The sequence below is a fragment of the Candidatus Enterococcus murrayae genome (genome assembly GCF_017315985.1).
In the GTDB taxonomy this organism is placed as follows: domain Bacteria; phylum Bacillota; class Bacilli; order Lactobacillales; family Enterococcaceae; genus Enterococcus_A; species Enterococcus_A murrayae.
This window is the reverse complement of the sequence record NZ_JAFLVR010000019.1, coordinates 1-21,055: the sequence shown is the minus strand read 5'-3', so window position 1 is coordinate 21,055 and position 21,055 is coordinate 1. Positions and strand designations below refer to the sequence as shown.

Annotated in this window: 14 protein-coding genes and 1 pseudogene; 8 read left to right on the top strand and 7 right to left on the bottom strand. The window is 39.8% G+C overall.

Going from position 1 to position 21,055, the window contains the following annotated elements:
• Positions 1-387: pseudogene (locus tag JZO85_RS08175) on the bottom strand (glycosyltransferase family 1 protein); the annotation flags it as partial.
• A 409-nt stretch (positions 388-796) separates the two neighbouring features.
• Here JZO85_RS08175 and JZO85_RS08170 point away from each other — a divergent pair.
• Together JZO85_RS08170 and metG are read left to right on the top strand one after the other, a co-directional pair.
• Positions 797-3,154, top strand: a complete 2,358-nt coding sequence (locus tag JZO85_RS08170; RefSeq protein ID WP_207108018.1) for a MucBP domain-containing protein — start codon at positions 797-799, stop codon at positions 3,152-3,154.
• Positions 3,155-3,406: 252 nt separating this feature from the next.
• On the top strand, positions 3,407-5,416 hold the full coding sequence (metG, locus tag JZO85_RS08165) for a methionine--tRNA ligase (RefSeq protein WP_207108017.1): 2,010 nt from the start codon (positions 3,407-3,409) through the stop codon (positions 5,414-5,416).
• Positions 5,417-5,460: 44 nt separating this feature from the next.
• Here metG and JZO85_RS08160 read toward each other — a convergent pair whose 3' ends face one another.
• From JZO85_RS08160 to JZO85_RS08145, 4 genes are read right to left on the bottom strand one after another with little or no spacing between them, the layout of a single operon-like run.
• Positions 5,461-6,174 (bottom strand): hypothetical protein, encoded by a 714-nt coding sequence (locus tag JZO85_RS08160; RefSeq protein ID WP_207108016.1) that lies wholly within the window; start codon positions 6,172-6,174, stop codon positions 5,461-5,463.
• The gene (locus tag JZO85_RS08155; RefSeq protein WP_207108015.1) at positions 6,158-6,871 is read right to left on the bottom strand and encodes an ABC transporter permease; all 714 of its coding nucleotides are present in this window, start codon (positions 6,869-6,871) and stop codon (positions 6,158-6,160) included. The genes JZO85_RS08160 and JZO85_RS08155 overlap by 17 nt, the downstream gene beginning before the upstream one ends.
• Entirely contained in the window at positions 6,868-7,725 is an 858-nt protein-coding gene (locus JZO85_RS08150; RefSeq protein WP_207108014.1) for an ABC transporter ATP-binding protein, read from the bottom strand. The genes JZO85_RS08155 and JZO85_RS08150 overlap by 4 nt, the downstream gene beginning before the upstream one ends.
• A gap of 2 nt (positions 7,726-7,727) precedes the next feature.
• The gene (locus tag JZO85_RS08145; protein ID WP_207108013.1) at positions 7,728-8,315 is read right to left on the bottom strand and encodes a TetR/AcrR family transcriptional regulator; all 588 of its coding nucleotides are present in this window, start codon (positions 8,313-8,315) and stop codon (positions 7,728-7,730) included.
• A gap of 656 nt (positions 8,316-8,971) precedes the next feature.
• Between JZO85_RS08145 and JZO85_RS08140 the strand changes: the two genes are divergently transcribed.
• Positions 8,972-9,121 carry a hypothetical protein gene (locus JZO85_RS08140; protein WP_207108012.1) on the top strand — a complete coding sequence of 50 codons (150 nt, stop codon included), beginning with the start codon at positions 8,972-8,974 and terminating at the stop codon, positions 9,119-9,121.
• Positions 9,122-9,168: 47 nt separating this feature from the next.
• Here the strand turns inward: JZO85_RS08140 and JZO85_RS08135 are convergent, their stop codons facing one another.
• Positions 9,169-9,681, bottom strand: coding sequence for a type 1 glutamine amidotransferase domain-containing protein (locus JZO85_RS08135; RefSeq protein WP_207108011.1), 513 nt, complete (start codon positions 9,679-9,681; stop codon positions 9,169-9,171).
• A 565-nt stretch (positions 9,682-10,246) separates the two neighbouring features.
• Between JZO85_RS08135 and licT the strand changes: the two genes are divergently transcribed.
• Together licT and JZO85_RS08125 are read left to right on the top strand one after the other, a co-directional pair.
• Positions 10,247-11,089, top strand: coding sequence for a BglG family transcription antiterminator LicT (gene licT / locus JZO85_RS08130; protein ID WP_207108010.1), 843 nt, complete (start codon positions 10,247-10,249; stop codon positions 11,087-11,089).
• Between the two features lie 94 nt (positions 11,090-11,183).
• Positions 11,184-13,085 carry a beta-glucoside-specific PTS transporter subunit IIABC gene (locus JZO85_RS08125; protein WP_207108009.1) on the top strand — a complete coding sequence of 634 codons (1,902 nt, stop codon included), beginning with the start codon at positions 11,184-11,186 and terminating at the stop codon, positions 13,083-13,085.
• Between the two features lie 36 nt (positions 13,086-13,121).
• Here the strand turns inward: JZO85_RS08125 and JZO85_RS08120 are convergent, their stop codons facing one another.
• Positions 13,122-14,039, bottom strand: coding sequence for a MurR/RpiR family transcriptional regulator (locus JZO85_RS08120; protein ID WP_207108008.1), 918 nt, complete (start codon positions 14,037-14,039; stop codon positions 13,122-13,124).
• Positions 14,040-14,257: 218 nt separating this feature from the next.
• On the opposite strand from JZO85_RS08120, the gene JZO85_RS08115 reads away from it, so the two are divergent.
• The 3 genes from JZO85_RS08115 (at position 14,258) to JZO85_RS08105 (ending at position 20,629) form a co-directional block, all read left to right on the top strand.
• A complete protein-coding gene (locus tag JZO85_RS08115) occupies positions 14,258-15,649 on the top strand; it encodes a 6-phospho-beta-glucosidase (protein WP_207108007.1) in 1,392 nt (463 codons plus the stop codon).
• Positions 15,650-15,666: 17 nt separating this feature from the next.
• Positions 15,667-17,097, top strand: a complete 1,431-nt coding sequence (locus tag JZO85_RS08110; protein ID WP_207108006.1) for a 6-phospho-beta-glucosidase — start codon at positions 15,667-15,669, stop codon at positions 17,095-17,097.
• 343 nt (positions 17,098-17,440) lie between these two features.
• A complete protein-coding gene (locus JZO85_RS08105) occupies positions 17,441-20,629 on the top strand; it encodes a vWA domain-containing protein (protein WP_207108005.1) in 3,189 nt (1,062 codons plus the stop codon).
• The last annotated feature ends 426 nt before the right edge of the window (positions 20,630-21,055 follow it).

Below are 21,055 nucleotides of genomic sequence, written 5' to 3'. Positions count from 1 at the left end.
TTCCTCCACAGGGGTCGTTGGGACAAATAAATATTTCTTACACTCACTTAATCGATTGTTGAAGCGGTGGTATTCGTTCTTATTTTTATACAGCCGACGAGTGACTTCTTCCCACTCTTTGCCGCCTTTAAAGGAATCGCGGAACAACGGGCAAAGTTTCCGCAGCACGTCTGTCGGCTCAGCATAAAGAAAAATCTCCCGAATTAACTCCCTGCAGAAATCTGAAAAATCACTGATACACAAGCTTTGCCGAATCAGCACTGCCACAATATATTGAATCACCGCATCCGCATCAGATGATTCTGCATATGCCTGCGAGATTCTTTTCTCAAGATTGATCTTCCCCATTGTGAACAACGTGATTTGTGATATTTTTTTGCTTGCCATCATTTTTCTCCCCTTCAGATCCTGACTGACCCATTCTTTTCTTCGTTCGGTTCTTACCTTCGTTTCTTTATTATATAACAATGATAGCGCTTCAAACTGATCAACCTTTTTAATTTTTTTAAAGGATTTGAATAATTGAAATGGCTAATTTGTTCTAAAGTATGAAGGAACAAAGGGACAGGGGATGGGAAGTAAACGAGTCCGATTCAATTTTCAATCATTTTGGTAGCAACAAATAAATAGCTTAAATGATATTTTATAATGGTTTAAATAAACTTAAAACGGTTTTTGTAGTGTTTTAACGTAATTTTTAGATGGAAATATATAATTAATTAACTTTACTTTTAAATGGGATGCAATTAAAATGAATTATAAATATTATATTGTAAAATAAAGGAAAAGAGGCGTAATGATGAAAAGGCTGAAGTTGGTTGTCTTATTGGTATTGTCTCTATGTTTTTCTGTGTTGATTGCTTCTGGTGAGGAGGCAAACGCTGCGGATATGCATCGTTTGTATAACCCTAATTCAGGTGAACATTTCTATACCGCAGCGTCTGGTGAAAAGAATCATTTAGTAAAAGTCGGATGGAAATATGAAGGGATTGGTTGGACCTCACCTGAAAATGGAAGCGCTGTCTATCGTTTGTATAATCCGAATGCAGGTGACCATCATTACACAATGAATGTCGGTGAAAAGAACCATTTAGTGAAGGTGGGTTGGAAATATGAAGGGATCGGCTGGTATTCAGATACCAAAAAGGCCGTCCCGCTTTATCGAGCATACAATCCAAATGCAAAGGCGGGCTCTCATAATTACACGGTAAATTATGCTGAACAACAGAACCTGCTACGTGTCGGTTGGAAAAATGAAGGAATCGCCTGGTATGGAATAAAAAAAGCAGTCCCCGTCACTAAGTATACAGTTACAGTGAAGCATGTCGGTTCAGATGGGAAACTGCTGAAGTCTGCTACAGTAAATGTAGAGAAAGGAAAGTCCCACACGGCAAAAGCAGAAAGCTTTAGCGGATATACTATAAAAGGCAGCAGCTCGCAAACCGTTGTAGTTAATGGCAATAAGACGATTACCTTCAATTATACGAAAAATGTGACGCCAGTGACTAAATATACGGTGACAGTGAAGTATGTGGATTCAGCTGGGAAAGAAATTGAAAAGGGCCTTACAGCAAGTGTAGAAAAAGGAAAAACCTACAAGGCAACAGGAAAAATTATTAGCGGTTATACCTTAAAGGGAAATGATTCGCAAACCGTCACAGTTGATGGAAATAAAACAATTACATTCACGTATACGAAAAACACAGCGCCAGTAACGAAATATACGGTGACAGTCAAGCACATCGGTTCAGATGGAAAAGAATTAAAGAAAACGACGGTACTTGTAGAAAAAGGCAAAGCTCATACTGAAAAAGCAGAAACATTTGCCGGTTATACACTATACGGAAAAGATGCTCAAACAATTTCGGCTGTGCATGCAGATCAGATTCTGACGTTTAATTATAATTTGAACAAATATAATGTCACTGTTGCCCATAAAGGGAGTAATGGAAAAACGTTAGAGACAGAAAAAGCAGTGTCTGCTGAATATGGCAAAGAATATACGGCGAAGGCGAAAACATTTACTGGCTATACACTTTCAGGTAATTCGACCCAGAAAGTAACCGTGAAAGGCGCGACAACGATTACGTTTACTTATAATCCGAACAAGTATACCGTCACGGTTGTACACAAAGGTAGTGATGGAAAGACACTAGAAACAGAAAAAGCGGTATCCGTCGAATACGATAAGGAGCATAGAGCAAACTCAAAAACGTTTGCTGGCTATACTTTGTCAGGAAATACCAATCAAATTGTTACGGTAAAAGGCACAACCACAATTACGTTTATCTATACTAAAAATATTGTTAAATACAAGGTTACAGTCAATCATAAAGGCAATGATGGAAAAAACTTACTGACTGAACCAGCAGTAGAAGTTGAGCAGGGGAAAACGCATATTGTTAACTCGAAAGCCTTTGCTGGGTATAAATTAAAGGGTAGTTCATCGCAGACAGTCACGGTGAATAAGGATACAACGATTACTTTTAATTATAATAGCTTAGCATTTGATCGGATGACATTGCATGCTGTCGTTAATGGGGAGATAGTTAAATCAGTTACCTTTGATATTAAGACAGGTGAAAAATTTATCCCTTCGTCTGATAAATTGGGATTGAGTCCAGATGAGTATGATTTGCTTTACACAACGTATTGGCCTGAAATAACTGCTGTTGGTGGAGGAGAACGTTCCTACAATTTTAATATCCAACCATTTAGAAACTATTTATCCGAATCAGAATTGCTTATTATGCAGCAGACGATCGTACAAAAAGTCAATGATTTAAGAAAATCGCTTGGAGTAAGTCCTCTTCAAGAAAATGCCAAACTAAATGCTGCAGCTTATGTCCGTTCAACCGAGCTGAAAAAACGGATGGCACATGTCCGTCCTGATGGCAGAGATATTTCTACTGCAATAACTGAGCAAGGACTATCTATTGTAGGCTATCCTGGTGAAAATATTGCATATGATGGTCGACCAGGAAGTTTAGTTTCTGGGAAAGCAGCAGGCGAAGCAATGTTTGAGGGCTGGAAAAATAGTCCAGGCCACTATGCGAACATGGTAGCTCCGAATTACAAGTATATCGGCATAGGGGGATACTGTTACGGCTCGCAACTTTATGGAACTCAATTATTTGTAGAAGCATTTCGGTAATTCATTAGGAGAGAGGCTCAAAAACGAAGAATCGTTTTTGAGCCTCTTTTTTGCAGGATAGTTATCGATTACTGCGGAGTGCTTTCTTAAATAGAAGTAGAGAAACTATCGAAAGTGTAGGGTTTGTTTATTAAAGCAGGTGTGAAGGAAATCATCGCAAAAAGTAATTATCCATATGCTTAATCCATTTCTTAAAAGCTATTGGCTTTTATGGTATACTACGTAGGAATCTATTTTTAAAGGAGGAGCCTCATGGCAGAGAAAGAAACATTCTATATTACAACGCCAATTTATTATCCAAGCGGCAAACTGCACATTGGGAATTCTTATACAACGATTGCCTGTGATGCGATTGCTCGCTACAAACGCATGATGGGCTTTGATGTGTTTTATTTGACTGGGGTCGATGAGCACGGACAAAAAATTGAAACAAAAGCCGATGAACTTGGCGTGAATCCGCAGGAATATGTGGATAAAATGGCTGCGGACATTAAGAAACTATGGAAGACATTGGACATCAGCTACGATAAATTTATTCGGACGACGGATGAGTATCATCAAACAGCAGTCAAAAAAATCTTTGATCAGTTGTTGGAACAAGGTGATATTTATTTAGGGGAATATGAAGGCTGGTATTCAGTATCGGATGAAGAATACTTCACAGAAACGCAGTTGGAAGAAGTTTATCGCGATGAAGAAGGCAACGTAATCGGCGGGAAAGCCCCAAGCGGTCATGAAGTTGAACTGGTTCGTGAGGAATCTTATTTCTTCCGTATGAGTAAATATGCTGATCGGTTACTAGAATACTACGATGAGCATCCTGAGTTCATCCAACCAGAATCTCGTAAAAATGAAATGATCAATAACTTCATCAAACCTGGTCTGGAAGATTTAGCCGTATCACGGACAACCTTTAAATGGGGGATTCCAGTCAATGCAAATCCTGAACACGTGGTTTATGTATGGATCGATGCCTTATCTAATTACATCACAGCTTTAGGTTATGGTTCTGATGACGACAGTCTATACCAAAAATACTGGCCAGCAGATGTTCAAATGGTCGGAAAAGAAATTGTACGATTCCATACGATCTATTGGCCAATTATGTTAATGGCTTTAGATGTGCCATTACCGAAAAAAATCTATGGTCATGGCTGGTTAATGATGAAGGACGGAAAAATGTCTAAATCAAAAGGAAATGTCGTGTATCCTGAAATGTTAGTAGAACGTTATGGCTTGGATGCTGTTCGCTACTATCTACTAAGAGCGATTCCGTTTGGTTCAGACGGCGTATTTACACCAGAAGATTTCGTTTCTCGGGTGAATTATGATCTAGCCAATGATTTAGGAAATCTACTGAACCGTACCGTTGCCATGATCAATAAATATTGTGAGGGTGTCGTACCGGCTTATAAATCACTGGTGACCGATTTTGACAGCGAGTTATCTACGACAGCTGCAAATGTAGTCAGCCGCTACCGTGAAGCAATGGATAAAATGGAGTTCAACAATGCTTTGGCAGAAGTTTGGACGTTAGTTTCTCGCGCGAATAAATACATCGACGAGACAGAACCTTGGGTCTTAGCGAAAGACGAAGAACGCAAAGCAGAATTAGACAGCGTAATGGTTCACTTAGCGGAGAGTCTGCGAATCGTAGCTATTCTGTTGCAGCCGATCATGACTCAAACACCAAAACGTATTTTTGAGCAATTAGGCTTGAATGCTGACATGATGAATTTGGCAACGATCCATTTTGGCGAGTTTCCAGAAAATACGAAAGTGACTCCAAAAGGCAAACCGATCTTCCCACGTCTGGATATGGATGAGGAAGCAGCCTATATCAAAGCAAAAATGTCTGAAGGCAGTCAGCCAGAGGAAGAGAAAATCAAATGGGATCCGGAAGAAACAGAGTTAGTTTCAGTCAAGGATAAGGAAATCAAGTTTGATGTTTTTGATAAGGTTGAATTAAAGGTTGCTGAAGTAATGGAATGCAAAAAAGTTGAGGGCGCGGACAAGCTGCTACAGTTCCGTCTAGATGCAGGCGATAAACAAGATCGTCAAATCTTGTCTGGAATCGCAGAATTCTATGCGGACCCAGAAAGCTTAGTTGGTAAAAAACTAATCATTGTCGCCAACCTGAAGCCACGTAAAATGCGCGGTGAGATCAGCCAAGGAATGATCCTTTCTGCTGAAGCTCCTGACGGCACATTAAAAGTCGTAGAAGCACCAGGTGACATGCCAAATGGCGCGATCGTAGGATAAAAGTTAGCGAAAAGGGACGAAACTCGTGAGAGTTTCGTCCCTTTTTAATGATTAATTTTTTGTAAGAATCTTTTTGTAAAACAGGCAATCCATACTAGGCTTGTTATTGTTCCTAAAAATAAATTGGTTCCCAGTGAAGCCCCCCGAATGAGTTCCCCTAACCAAAAAGTTGGCAGGATACCGGCAATCCAGCGCCATGAGTCAGAAACAAACCATGGAACGAAAATGCCTATCATTGTGATACCAGTCAGTTTAGAAAGTGCCAATCCCTCAACACGATTATTCGCGAATGCGACAATCAGCATAGCGATAGCACAGGCGAACAAAGCAGCGACAAAGGAAAACGCGACAATCACTGAGAGAGAAAGTATCGATAAATAAAACACTTTTCCTATAACAATACTGCAAAAAAAGCCCCATAGTGCTGGAATGCCAATTCGCGCCATAAGATAATGGTGACGACCAGCCGGCGTAATCTGAAAATAGCTGCTGATTCCTTCATCACTTTCCTCTAAAAGCAGAAACGCACTAGACATAGTCAAAAGAATAGGTGCTAATAGCATCATCAACCCATCACTCAAGGCATAATAACGTTCAATAGTAAATGTGAAGTGCTGTATCAAAAAACGATTCAGCAATGGCAGTAAATAATGAAAAGTAACCCCAACTAAAAAGGGCGCCGGGATCAAAACCAGCATAATTGCATCCCGCAGGATCACTTGAAAACCAATCGAAAATACTTTAATTGTTGAACGCATGTCTTTTTCCTCCTAAAGGGTTGATTTCATGGGCGATACGACGAAGAGTCACCATGAATAAAAGACAGGTCCAAAAAAATAATCCGATGAGATTCAAAAGCACGTGCTCAGGATTATTAGTCAGCGTATCTCTGATCAGGTTAAAGACTATCGTTCCTGGAATAATGGCCGCAAAAGGAAAGCTTATTCCAACTATTGACAAGATTCCCGGTGTCAAAAGGATTAATGCTGGCGGCACGCTGATCATTAAGTAACCGTTAACAGTTTTTGCGAAGGTCGCCAAAATTAACCCTAACAAGGTAAAGAAGCAGGAGGAAAGAAAAATGATTCCAGCCGCAATGAAGAGGTTAACCCAAGGCATAGTGACTCCCATAATAATGACTGAAGAACAAGTAGAAACGAGACCTAATGAGAGGATTTTTCCTAATACATAATCAGAATGCTTCAAAGGAGAAATCGCCATGTAGCTATGCAGCTTCTCTTCCTTTTCCAGCAGCCAAATGCCTCCAATAAAGAAATACCCCAGAACAGCCGGATCGCTAAGAACAATCAACGTTCCGATCAAACTTTTGATCAAAGGATCAGTAATTTGATTAAGAATCAAAATGTAGAAAAAGGTTAGAAGAATATAAATAGCGTAAAATCCATACCGCATTTGATAATGCATATCGTTTTTGATTACATACAAAAGTCTCATAGCAATTGCCTTCCTGTTATAGAAATAAAAATATCCTCCAAACTTTGCTCGTTGGAATGGATGCGGGTGACATTCTCAGCCTCTGACATAGCACGGAAATGGGCATCTGAAAAGAGAGTGTTCACCGGGACGACACGCTCCTCTTCTACATTTTTTTGATTGAGAAAGGAATATATGACATTGGTTTCATGAGACGATTGGCGAAAGGCGGCAGGTGTATCGAGTGCGCGAATCTTACCATCAACAATGAAGGCAACACGATCACAAAGCTCCTCTGCATCATGCATATTGTGAGTCGTAAGAATAATGGTCTTTCCGGCATTTTTCAATTCCTTGACCATATCCTTGAGTATTCGGGCGTTTGCTGGATCTAATCCGCTAGTTGGCTCGTCTAGAAATAGCAGATCTGGATTGTGCAGCAAGCAGCGAATAAAGCCCAATCGAGTTTTCATTCCTTTAGAAAAGCGGGCAACTGGCTTTTGAGCATCCTCCTGCAAATTCATTCGTTGTAAAAGCGGCAGAGGATCTAAAGATTTTTGTGTATACAAAGAAGAGAAGTAGTTCAAATTTTCCAGCGCGGTAAATTTGCTGTAAAAATTTGGAAACTCAAAATCGACCCCTATCTTGTTATAGTAGCCGTCTGACAGCTGTTTAAGCGAATAATCCAAAACAGAGACATTTCCCTGATAGTCAGAAAGGGTACCAGTCAAGATCTTTTGCAAGGTACTTTTGCCTGCACCAGAAGGACCTAAAAAGCCGAAAATTTCGCCCTTTTTAACCTCAAAGCTGATATTATTCAAAGTATTTGCCTTATTTTTTGGATAACGATAACAAAGCTTTTCAACAGTGATCATCTTCATTCCTCCACTAATTCATTTACTAAGCCGTCTATCATGACTGATAATACTTGCCCGCGTAAAAGTTCATCTTCCTCCTCTAACAGAACGATTACACCATAGAGTGCTTGGAAGGTTTTAGTAACAACTTCGATTGGTCGTGTGAAGCGTACCCCATGCTTGAGTAAAAGCTGCAATGCCTCAGCATCTTCTCCAGAGTGCTTTTCAACAACTTCAGGCGGAAGTTTTCGGAACAATACAGCCATTGTTTCGCTGTCTGTTTTTTGAATCAAAGGATAGCGATTCATCAAGTCAAACATAAAAAACAACGTTCCTTTTACTAATCCTCTGGACTGCAGAGAGTGTTGTTCATCCAAAAAACGGTCCATTTGTTTCCACATATCTTTTTGGCAATTAACCAATATGGCAAAATACAATTCTTCTTTACTAGGGTAAAAAGCGTAAAAGGAACCCTTGGCGATTAAAGCAGACTGGGCAATCTCTGCGACAGTCACCCTTTTTAATCCGTGTTCACAAAAGAGTTTTTCTGCGGCAGTAAGCAGTCTCTTACTAATAAGTAGTCTTTCTTGTTCAGTGAATTTTGGCATCGTTTCCTCCGTGTGATTTTATATGACCAAAAATATAATTCGGTCATATAAATATATATGGTTCCCAACCCTTTGTCAATAGTCGCTGTGACTTTGATCGATCAAAAAAAGTTCTTCTAGGTTCGGATTTATCGATACCTTAGGGCACTTAATGATGGATCACTCCGCAGGAAGGTGCCGATAATCAGGGGCAAACAAATGACAAGTTTTATACCGATAAGATGATTAAATAATAAGAAAGAATGCCGCGCTGGTAGCTGTCCCATTTTCAAATACCAGAAAAATGTGCTATAGTTGATAAATACGAAAAATATTTTTATGCGACACTTTAACTCATTTTGATGAAATTTAATCAAACTGGCGTAACTATAGGGTTACAAGGATATATTAGAAGGATTTGGGAATATATCGTTTAAACGAGAAATAGTTAATTTTTAGTAATAGTCAACACCCTCAACTTTAGAATAATAAATATTGATTAGTTAGATAGCCTGCTCATGATTGAGCGGGCTATCGTTCATTTCTGGACCAAATTCGTAGAAGGCGTTTACAAGCTTATTTTGTATTTGCTAGAATGGATAGTAACTATCCGTACTGTTTTTAAAACCAGAAATGGTTGAATGGGATTAGATTTGTGAATGAAAGGGGGCTGCTTGATGAAATTTAAACAAATCGTGGTTTTTTCGATCAAAGATTACAATAAGAACAAGGAAAAAGATGGTTATTTCCCGCAGGATGGGACGATTATCAATGCTTTTGTGGGCTTCAATGGGTTGAATTGTGTTGCTGTAGGTTATGCAAAATAAGCTGAAATCAAAAAAGGACTAGAATTTTTCTAGTCCTTTTGTAGTGATTACGCATGCAATATTTCGACGATTTTTGCATTAAAATCAGGAAGAACATCTGGTGTACGGCTGGTAACAAGTTTGTTATCCACCACAACAGGTTCATCTTTGACGATTGCGCCAGCGTACCCAACATCTGGGCGTACGGTTGTATAAGCAGTCATTGTACGGCCCTTGGTAAGTCCTGTTTGAATAAACAATTGAGGGCCATGACAAATAGCAAATAATGGTTCATTCTTATCTAGGAAATAGGTTACGAATGCGACGAATCGTGAGTCGCTGCGCAGCTGATCGGGGGAAAAACCGCCAGGAATTAGTAACGCATCGAAGTCTTCAGGTTTTACCTCGTCAATCCCTTTATCGCTTTTGAATTCGGTTCCTTGTTTTCCTGTAATAGTTTGATTTGCTTCGAAGCTGATAATCGTTACTTCGTTGCCGTCTTTTTCTAATGCTTCTTTTGGAGAGGAGAGTTCAACATCCTCTACTAAATCGGTGACAATTGCTGCAATTTTCTTGGTCATTGAAATTCCTTCCTTTCTTTTGTGTACATTTTTACCCTAAAGGATAACTGGCAATAATTCAATTAATCTGTTTGTGGATAGAGTCACTCCTCCGAACTTTCTATTAATAGAGAAGATTCACAACAAAGCAGCAGCTATTTACAAAAAAAGATTTTCAGAGAAACTGTCTAAGAGAAAATTTTGGCAGAATCGTTGATTTGAAGCGAAAAAAGCGGATTATTTATCACCAATAAGCAGAGCAATCGTATTCACAAATTCCACGAGAATAAAAAGTTTTTTTGTAAAACTTGTTGACAGCGCTTTCTGTATTTGTTAAGCTAACGTTGAATTAAATAGACCAAGTGATGGATAGTGATTGTTTAAATACAAGCTAAACCTGATGAAGTGTACGATTTATTTGTCGTGCCCTCATTGGGTTTTTTTGTTGCTCTAAAATAGGAGGTGTTTAATAAAAAAGAACAAAGTTGTATTTGACAATGATTACAAAGGTATCTATCATTTTAAGTGAACAAAGTCAGTGGATATGATTTTTAGTAGCGAATGTCGCAGAACGGAGGAGCATTGAATGCAGATTCAGAAGATTTTGAATAACAATGTAGTCATCACGACTGATCAAAAAAATAACGAGATTGTCGCGATGGGGCGTGGTCTAGCCTTCCAGAAAAAAATAGGGGACGAGATAGCCGAAGAGGCGATCGACAAAACCTATCACCTTGCGAACAGTGATTTATTCCATAAGTTTCAAGAGTTGTTAGTAGATGTTCCAATCAGCTATGTAGAAATCGCCAATGACATTATTGATGAAGCGAAGGTTACATTAAAAAATCCGTTAAATGACTCACTCTATATCTCGATTACTGACCACCTATATGCAGCAATCCAGCGTGTCAAAGAAGGTGTTCGCGTTCGAAATTTATTGTTGTGGGATGTCAAACGATTATTCCCCGATGAATTTTCAGTGGGTGTAAGTGCTGTAAAGAAAATCAAGGAAGAGTTCAAAATTGATCTAGGTGAAGATGAGGCAGGAAACATTGCTTTGCATTTAGTAAATGCTCAAACAGAAAGTGATAATGAAGATGCCTATATGATGGCAGAATTGATGCAGGAAATCATTCAAATTACCAGCTATTATTTTAAAGTTCAGCTCGACGAAGAATCTGTCTATTTCTATCGTTTCACTACGCATTTACGTTTCTTTGCTTCACGTATCATGAATCGGCGGCAGCTGACAGATGAAACGGATGATGAACTTCTCTTGATTATTCAAAAGAAATATCAGAATGCTTATCAATGTGTGGAAAGAATTGCCGATTTTATTAGTAAGAAATATCATTACGAAATGTCAAATGATGAGAAATTATATTTAACGATTCATATCGCACGATTAGTACAAAAGGTCAATCAATAAAAATTACCCCAACCCACTTTTCACAGTTATCCCGGGTCGTTGTTTAGTGGAAGGGCATACATTACAAAAGACTAGTTATTTAGGAGGAAAAACAGTGGGTAAATATCATGATTTAGCAGAAAAAATTGTCGCAAATGTAGGCGGCAAGGATAATATTAGAAGCTTAACGCATTGTATTACACGTTTACGATTTAAATTGAAAGATGAAGGCAAAGCCAATGAAGAAGCACTGAAAAATATGGACGGTGTCGTAACTGTCATGAAAAGCGGCGGCCAATTCCAAGTAGTTATTGGCAATCATGTTCCTTTAGTCTATGCGGATGTTTTAGAAGTTGCGGGAATTACTGGTGAAGCGAGTGAAGAGGATGAAGGAGAAAAAGGCAATATCTTCAATCGCTTGATCGATGTCATTTCCAGCTGTTTCCAACCATTCTTGGGTGCCTTGGCTGCCTGCGGAATGCTAAAAGGGTTTAATGCGTTATTCCTATATTTCAAATTGTATGAGGCGGGAAGCGGAACGGATTTATTTCTAACTGCAGCCGGCGATTGTATCTTCTATTTCATGCCAATCGTTATTGGATTAACAGCAGCTCGCAAGTTTAAAGTAAGTGAATTTACAGGTATCGCAATTGGTGCGGCTTTGGTATATCCAACGATCCAAGCTTCTGCTTTAGGCGCGGGCAAGCCGATCATGACATTGTTTGCTAATACGATCTTGGAAAGCCCAGTGTTTATCAAAGTCTTTGGCTTACCGATTATTGCAAACAACTATACGAGTAGTGTAGTACCGATCATCTTAGTTGTCTGGTTTGCAAGTCACGTTCAGAAATTGGCGAAGAAAGTCATTCCTGAGTTGGTTCAAACATTCTTGGTTCCATTGTTTACCATTTTGATTTCAGTATTCTTTGGTTTCTTGATCATTGGTCCGGTAATCACTTTCTTGACCAATATTCTAGGCAGCGGATTCACAGCATTATATGAATTCTCTCCAGTATTAATGAGTGTTGTAGTTGGATTCTTCTGGCAAGCGTTGGTTATTTTCGGTTTGCACTGGAGCTTGATTCCATTGGCAATGATCAATCTGTCAACATTAGGCTTTGATACGATTTTAGCTGCTTCATTTGCAGCAAGCTTTGCTCAAACAGCGGTTGTTTTCGCAATGTTCTTCAAACTAAAAGACAAAAAATTAAAAGAGCTATGTATCCCTGCTGTTATCTCCGGAATATTCGGAGTAACAGAACCAGCAATCTACGGCTTGACTTTACCTAAGAAAAAACCTTTCTTGATTTCAATGATCGGTGCGGCAATTGGTGGATTAATCACTGGTCTATTTGGGGCTAAAAGCTTCATTATGGGTGGTCTAGGTGCCTTTGGTTTTGTCAACCATATCGATACAGCTTCAAATGACATTAGCAGCATGGTGACTCAGTTTATCGCAGTCGGTGTAGCGATGGTCTTCAGTTTCGTAGCGACCATGTTGTTCTGGAAAGACGATGAAGTAACAGAAAAAACAGAAGTTCAAAACGAAATGGGTGTCCGTAAAGAAATCGTGACTTCACCTGTTCAAGGCAGTATGATGCCATTAGAAACAGCAAAAGATCAAGCTTTTGCACAAGGGGCATTAGGTAAAGGTGTAGTGATCCATCCGACAGTTGGCGAAGTAGTTGCACCATTTGATGGAACTGTGATGACAATGTTCCCGACAAAACATGCGATTGGCTTGATTTCAGATAATGGGCTAGAATTATTGATCCACATCGGTTTGGATACTGTTCAATTAGATGGAAAATATTTTGAAGCACATGTGGAGCAAGGGGCAAAAGTAAAACGCGGCGATAAATTAGTCAGCTTTGATATCAAAGCGATCGAAGAAGCCGGCTTCAGTGTGGAGACACCAATTATCGTAACAAATTCAGCAGACTATCTAGATATTATTGAAGCAGACAAGCAAGAAGATGTTTGCAATAGTGATGAACTGTTGACCGTATTAGTTTAATTTCGCAAAAAAAGTTCGGGGCATTTGTCCCGAACTTTAATTTGGTCGAAAGGATTCAGTAAAGTGAATCATTGACTCTGGTGATTCAGCCATGATGGCGGAACTAGTTTTTCGTTTATCGACTAATTCGCTGATCGCGATTAAGTGATTTAGATTTTTTTGATAATCCTCTGCAAAAACACAGCTGTACAAAACATCCAGCAAGTAGCAGATGGAGGAGTTGATCGTGAAGTTGCCGATCTTTGAGTATAAGCGTTCGCGTGTGGTCATCCGCAAGACTGCTTGGCTGACAGAAGCAAGCGAGTTTTCGCCAATACTAGTGAGGGCGATGATGGGAATATTTTGCTTTTGCAGGATTTTCGCCAGCTGCATGATAAAACCATTTTCGCCTGTATAAGAGATTAAAATGGCGCAGGTATCTTCATGACTGTTGAAGGCTTCATAAGCATCTTCCCCCATCGTTTGGCTAGTGACGACATTTTTTCGAATGCGGCGCATTTTCAACGCAAAGTCTTGAGAAATGAGTAAATTGGCATTGCTGCCAAAGATTTTGATTTGCTTTGCATTCAATAGAAGCTGTTTGGCTTTTTGCAGATCATCATGATTGAGTAAACTCAATGTGTCTTCAATTGTGGACCGTTCTAATGAAGCCATTTTATTGGCAATGGTCATCAAGCCGTCATTACTTTGGAAAGGAAAGTTGGCATCAACATCCTCAAAGTAGGTTTGCAGATAAGTTTGTTCGGCAAGAAATTCGGTACGCAGCTCAAGCCAGCCCTTATAGCCTAATTTTTTGGCTACTCGGATCAAAGTAGAAGGATGCACGAAGTTGGCTTCGGCGATTTCTTTGATCGTCATGGGTTCGATGGCGGTTCCCTTGTCCAAAATGAATGCTACTAAGGAGCTTTCCGCGCTAGAAAAAGCTGTTTGTTTCATTTTTTCTGATAGTAACATGACGAGCCCTCCTTTTATTTACATTTATTATAGATTATTTGTGAATGGTTATGTGCTTGTTTTAGAGATTTCACAAAAAAAATCCACTGATATTTACAAAATAAATCGTTTTCAGCGCTTGTTTTGTAAATGATGATGGAATGACTTGTAAATAGATTGAATAAAGTTTTTACGTGAAAGATAATTAGAATGTAAATAAATCAGAAGGAGTCGATCGAATGTCAGCAGGAGTAAAAATCGCTACAATTGGTGGCGGAAGCAGCTACACACCGGAATTAATGGAAGGGTTCATCAAACGTTATGATGAGCTGCCAATTCGCGAGATATGGTTAGTCGATATTGAAGCAGGTCGTGAGAAATTAGAAATCGTTGGAGCGATGGCTCAGCGGATGTGGGATGCTTCCCCTTATGATGTAAAAGTTTATATGACTTTAGACCGTGAAGAAGCACTGAAAGATGCTGATTTTGTTACGACTCAGTTCCGTGTAGGCTTGTTAGAAGCACGAATCAAAGATGAGCGCATTCCAGCTTATTATGGCATGCTTGGACAAGAAACGAATGGCGCTGGCGGAATGTTCAAGGCTTTCCGTACGGTTCCGATTATTTTAGCAATCGTTGAGGATATGAAGCGTCTATGTCCGGATGCTTGGCTGATCAACTTCGCTAACCCAAGCGGCATGGTGACTGAAGCAGTTGTCCGTTATGGTAAATGGGATAAAGTGATTGGCTTATGTAATGTTCCAGTGATGGCGACAATGATAGAGCCTGAAATGATTGGCAAGAAAGCAGATGAATTGATCTACAAATTTGCTGGCTTGAATCACTTCCACTGGCACAAAGTAGCCGATAATCATGGAAAAGATGTTACGATGGATATCGTTAAGAAAATGTATGAAGGTGATGAGACAGGGATGCCGAAAAATATCCATGACATCCCATTCCCAAGAGAAATTTTGGAACAAATGAAAATGATCCCTTGCGGCTATCATCACTATTATTACCAAGAAGAAGAAACTCTGGCTCATGCGTTAGAAGAGTACAAGACAATTGGCACGCGTGCTCAGCAAGTGAAGCAAACAGAAACAGAATTGTTTGAATTGTACAAAGATCCTAACTTAGATTACAAACCAGAGCAGCTGGAACAACGCGGCGGTGCTTATTACTCTGACGCGGCGTGTGAATCGATCGCTTCAATTTATGCGAATAAAAACACGCAATTGGTTGTTTCAACGAAAAATGATGGTGCAGTACCAGATCTCCCAGCTGATTGTGTTGTTGAGGTCTCTGCTTACATCGGTGGTCAAGGTGCTCGCAATGTGGCCTTTGGTGAATTGCCAACAGCAGAACGCGGCTGGCTGCAAGTCATGAAAGCAATGGAATTATTAACCATCGAAGCAGCTGTTACAGGGGATTACAATACAGCGCTGCAAGCATTTACCATTAATCCAATGGTTCGTTCTGGTAAAACAGCCCAACGCATCATGGATGAATTATTTATCGCACATAAAGATTTCTTGCCAAACTTCAAAGAAACGATCGAACGTCTAGAAAAAGAAGGGATCGAAGTACAAGATGAAGTGGCGCGTGAATTAGATTTAGAAAAAGTATAGAAAGCAGGAATGGATAAATGGGATTTAGAAAAGACTTCTTATGGGGCGGCGCAACGGCTGCCAATCAATGTGAAGGCGGTTATAAAGAAGGCGGACGCGGACTAGCAAACGTAGACCTGGCTCCAGTGGGAGAAGATCGCTTTGCAGTTATCGCAGGTAAAAAGAAAATGTTTAATTTTGACGATGAACATTTTTATCCTGCAAAAGAAGCAATCGATATGTATCATCATTGGAAAGAAGATATCGCGTTATTTGCCGAAATGGGCTTTAAAACATATCGACTGTCATTAGCATGGAGCCGTATCTTCCCGAAAGGTGACGAAAAAGAACCGAATGAAGAAGGCTTGAAATTCTACGAGGATATTTTCAAAGAATGTAAAAAATACGGTATTGAACCTTTAGTGACAATCACTCACTTTGACTGCCCAATGCACTTAGTTGAAAAATATGGTGCGTGGCGCAGCCGTGAATTAGTCGGTTTTTACGAAAATCTATGTAACGCAATCTTCAATCGTTATAAAGGATTAGTGAAATATTGGTTGACCTTTAATGAAATCAATATGATTCTTCACGCACCATTCATGGGGGCAGGTCTTTACTTTGAGGAAGGCGAAAATGAAGAGCAGGTCAAATATCAAGCGGCGCATCATGAACTAGTGGCCTCTGCGATTGCAACGAGAATCGCTCATGAAGTGGATCCAGAAAATCAAGTCGGCTGTATGTTAGCGGCAGGTTCTTATTATCCATATACACCAAAACCAGAGGATGTTTGGGAAGGTCGGAAAGAAGAGCGTGAAAACTACTTCTTCATCGATGTACAATCTCGCGGAGAATACCCAGCATATGCTTTGAAGGAAATGGAACGCAAAGGGATCGAAGTGAAGATGGAAGAAGGCGATGCAGAGCTGTTGAAAGCTCACACAGTCGACTTTATCTCATTCTCTTATTACTCTTCTCGTGTAGCAACAACTGATCCTGAGCTGTTGGAGCAAACAGCAGGAAATATCTTTGCCTCTGTGAAGAACCCTTATTTAGATTCAAGTGAGTGGGGTTGGCAAATTGACCCGCTAGGATTGCGTATCACGATGAACGATTTATATGACCGATACCAAAAACCATTGTTTATTGTAGAAAATGGTTTGGGTGCAATTGATACTCCTGATGAAAACGGCTATGTGGAAGATGATTACCGAATCGATTATTTAGCTCAGCATATCCAAGCGATGAGAGATGCGGTTGATCAAGACGGCGTTGACTTATTGGGATACACGACTTGGGGCTGTATCGACCTTGTATCTGCTGGAACAGGTGAAATGAAAAAACGTTATGGCTTCATTTATGTGGATCGTGATAACGAAGGTAACGGAAGCTTGAAGCGCAGCAAGAAAAAATCATTTGATTGGTACAAAAAAGTTATCGAAACAAATGGTGAAGATTTAAGTAATTAATTTAGAGCTGAAACTTGTTTATCTGCAGGTTTCAGCTTTTTTTTGTTGAGGTACTTAATAGAAAGAGAGGGTGCGGCAGTAACTATTTGGCTGATGTGCTCTCCTTTTTTTGTTATCAGGAACGAATTATTCTAAACGTTTATTTCTTTTAACGTTTTTGAATACCCTTTTCTTTAACAATAAATAAGAAAAAATGCAAAAAAACAGCTATGGAGCGATTTTTTGTTGTAGTAACGGTTCATTTCTGACTTTTAATAACTTACCCAATTTTTTTAATAAAAAGTTTAAAAATTGGATTTCTGCTATTCTAATAGAGCAAAAAAGTGGGTTAGGGAGATAGAGAATGAAAAATGCTGGTTTATGGTTATTTGTGTTTGTCCTTTTTTCGATTGCGGCTGAGTTTGCTGCAACGGTTACAGTAGTTCAGGCAGAGGATAAAGGGATTCAATTAATAGAAGAAAAAGAGTTAAAGCTTTCCTATATATATAAGGAAGAAACAGATCAACTGCGTTTGGATTTTGAGCATAAAAGTAAGGAGGTGCGGCAACGATTAAAAATCAGAGTGACTGATGAGAAGGGAGAGGCTGTCGACTGCTCTGAAGCGGCCTTTATGGTCGAGAAAGAGGGCTGGCTGATTGAAGAGAATTTTTCGGCTGGGCGGGCTGGCCAACTGCTGTTTCATGTGACGTATGCTGTTGGCAAGCTGTACGTATATGTTCAAATGGATCGATGGGCTGCAGCGGACACGGAAGAAGCAACCATCGAAGAGAACATTTTAGAGCGTACGGAGCCCTATATTTTGGCAGCAGGAGCTGATGAACAGGAAACAATGGCTTCTGATCATACACAGACAAAAGATCATAACAGTCTCTTAAAAGAAGCAATTGTTGGGCCAAAACAGCTGGAGACTGAGCAGACTGGATTATCAGTTAACAAGACGCGTTCAATGTACGAGCCTCTTTATGTGAACAAGGCTCCGCAATACAAAACAGATAGTAAAGGGACTTACCCGGAGTTTGCTTGGCAGCCAGAAGGACAAACCAATGTGCTGAATCACCAAGGAGGCGATGAAAATCAAACCGATTGGGATAATGTAGTGCGCTGGGATGTAGCAGCGGATAGTCATGAACACTCATATGTCAAATATGGCGAGGATTCCGCTAACGCTAACATTCAGCTGCGGAAGTATGCACAGCAAACGGCGAAGGAGGATGAATTTAAGATCAAGCTGAATGTTCGAGGCAATACAACCTATAAGCCCGGTGTCGATATCCTCTTTTTGCTGGATAATACCGGTTCGATGTCCTCTGGCGGCTCGACTAAAAAAGCGGATAGTGTAAAGGCGCTAGGGAAGATTCTTGATGAATTAGAAAAAGTAGCCGATCCCAGTACTGGCGGTATTCGGATTGGCGGACATATCTTTGCCAGCTACGATAAAGCCATTGAGGAGACCTGGGGGTGGACCAGAGAGAAAACGCATCATCCATTATCAAGCGATCCGGCTGATTGGCGGAAAATCGAAACCTCGTATAAAGAATTGACCGCTGCCGGAGGGACGTTTACCCAAAGAGGGCTGCAAGAGGCACAGGATATTTTTAATGATCCAGAAACAGACACTGGGAATGAACGGCACAAGCTATTGTTTATTTTGACCGATGGTGCACCGACTTCAAGCTGGATGCCCTTAACCGCGGAAAAAAACGATTCAATCTTTTATGATCCGACTTTGGTCACTAGCTTTGCGAAGGGAATAAAACCAGCCTATTCCTCTGGCCTATCCTTAGGGGCAGAGGGAAATAAAAGTTTGTTTACCAGTCCTTTAATGATAGACGGACAAAAAATCACCAGCCATTTGACTACGACAAACTCGACGGCTTATCAATTGAAAAATGACGGAATCGAGATTCACAGTTTGGCAGTAAAAATCACTTCCTCTGGAAAAGATCATTCTAGCCAAGAGCTGCTTCGTGGTTTGTATAAGATGGCAACAAAGAAGGCCAATGTCAGCGAAACGAATGACCAGCAGTCGGACTACTTTTTCTATCATGCTGAGAATTCTTCCGAACTGACGGAATATGTTAAAGCCTGGTATCAGAGAATTATTCGTACGGTTGATATGGGGGAGATCACCGATCCATTAGGAGATAGGGTCGATTTTGTGACGTCTGATGACAAAAAGCCAATCATTACCCAAGTTGATAACGGCGCTCCAAAGATCGAAGCCGCCGATCTGCCGATCCTTTCTACCACCGATAGACAAATAAAAGTAGAAAATGTGAATTTGACTGCCAATCAGGAAATTGAAATAGAATATACGGTAAGTTTAAAAACGAATGAAATCGTATCGAATCAATGGTATCAAACGAATAAGACTACAACGTTAAAACCAACGCCGGAACGAACGACAGATGTGATCGAGTTTGGCAGTCCTTCAGTGAGACTGCAAAAGACTGATTTTGTCATACCTGTGAAAAAAATTTGGGTGGATGATGAGCAAGGGACAGCTGATTATTGGAACTTGAGACCGGAAAAGGTCACAGTAACTTTACAGAAGTGGGACGGCAAAGCTTGGCAGGCCATTGAAGCAAGAGAGTTGAGTACAAGCAATAATTGGCAAGCAAAGTTCTCGGCTGTCAAAGGCAGCGAAGAGAATACCTACCGAGTAGTTGAGGATGTGCGAACAAAAGGGTACAAGGCGCCAACCATCAATCAAGACAGCTTCACCTCTGAGACGATCGCCGCAGAGGGAATTGAGATTACAAATGAGCTGCTTCGAGGGAGCTATTCGTTTAGTAAATATATGGAAGATGGAAAGACGCCGCTAACTGTTGATCTGCCTAAATTTACTATTATGCGCAGCGATGGGAAAGTCCTTGTACAGGAGGTGACGCCAAATAGTGAAGGAAAAGTTCTGCTCAATGATGTACCGATCGGTGTCTATATTGTGGAAGAAGTCTACGTACCAGCTGGGTTTCAAAAAATGACGAATTTTGAGCTTCATGTCACGGAAGATGCGTCTGCAACCGGTCTTGTATTCAAGGTGAATGACAGTATCGAACCGTACATTGCCATGAATACGTTAAAGGATTTCTCGCTGCAAGTGGAAAAAGTCGATTCGTTGAAAAATCCGCTGGAGGGCGCGAGTTTTAAATTAACTGGACCGAATTATGAAGAAACAAAGCAGGCGGGACCTGTATTTACTTTTACGAAGCTGCGCCCAGGAAGCTATACTTTGACAGAAGTTGAAAATCCAGAAGGCTATCAACGCCTTGAAGAGCCGATCCTCTTTGAAATAGCGCTCGATGGCAAAGTGACGATTTTACCGCATAAAGATGTTGTTGGAACAAGTGCAATTACTGAAGAGAGCAACCGTATTGACTTGAAAGTGTCGAATACAAAGGTCAAAGCGGGAGTACTGCCCAGTACAGGAGGAAATGGGATTCGCCTCTTTTATTTAACAGCGATCCTGTTGGTTGCTAGTGGATTTCTGCTGACAAGTTTTTCTCTATATCTTAATAGAGGAAAAAAGTAAAGTTTTGTCAGAATACTAAAAATACTGTTTATAGGAGTTTAAAAGCTGATAAAAAGCTTTTAAACTCTTTTTTTTTGAAGGGATTTAAAATTTTTAATTCAAATCTTTTAATTAGTTTCTGCAATTTGAGTATTTATAAACTTAATGTCTTATAAAGAAAAAGATTTAAATAACTCAAGGATATTAAAAACTTATTATTTAACAGGTTTTAAAGTGTTTACAATAACTACAAATAAAAAATTAACGAAAAAGCGTTTAAAAATAAGATTGGTTATCATATAGATATAAAGAAAAATAGTTAAAAAATTGGGCTTTTCTAACAAGCAAATAATACAAAAGGGCGGTTTTTAATTTTTTAGCAGCAATCTTCTTTCAAAAAATTAAATACATAAGATTATCAGGGCAAATGTTTTGACGTATTCATAA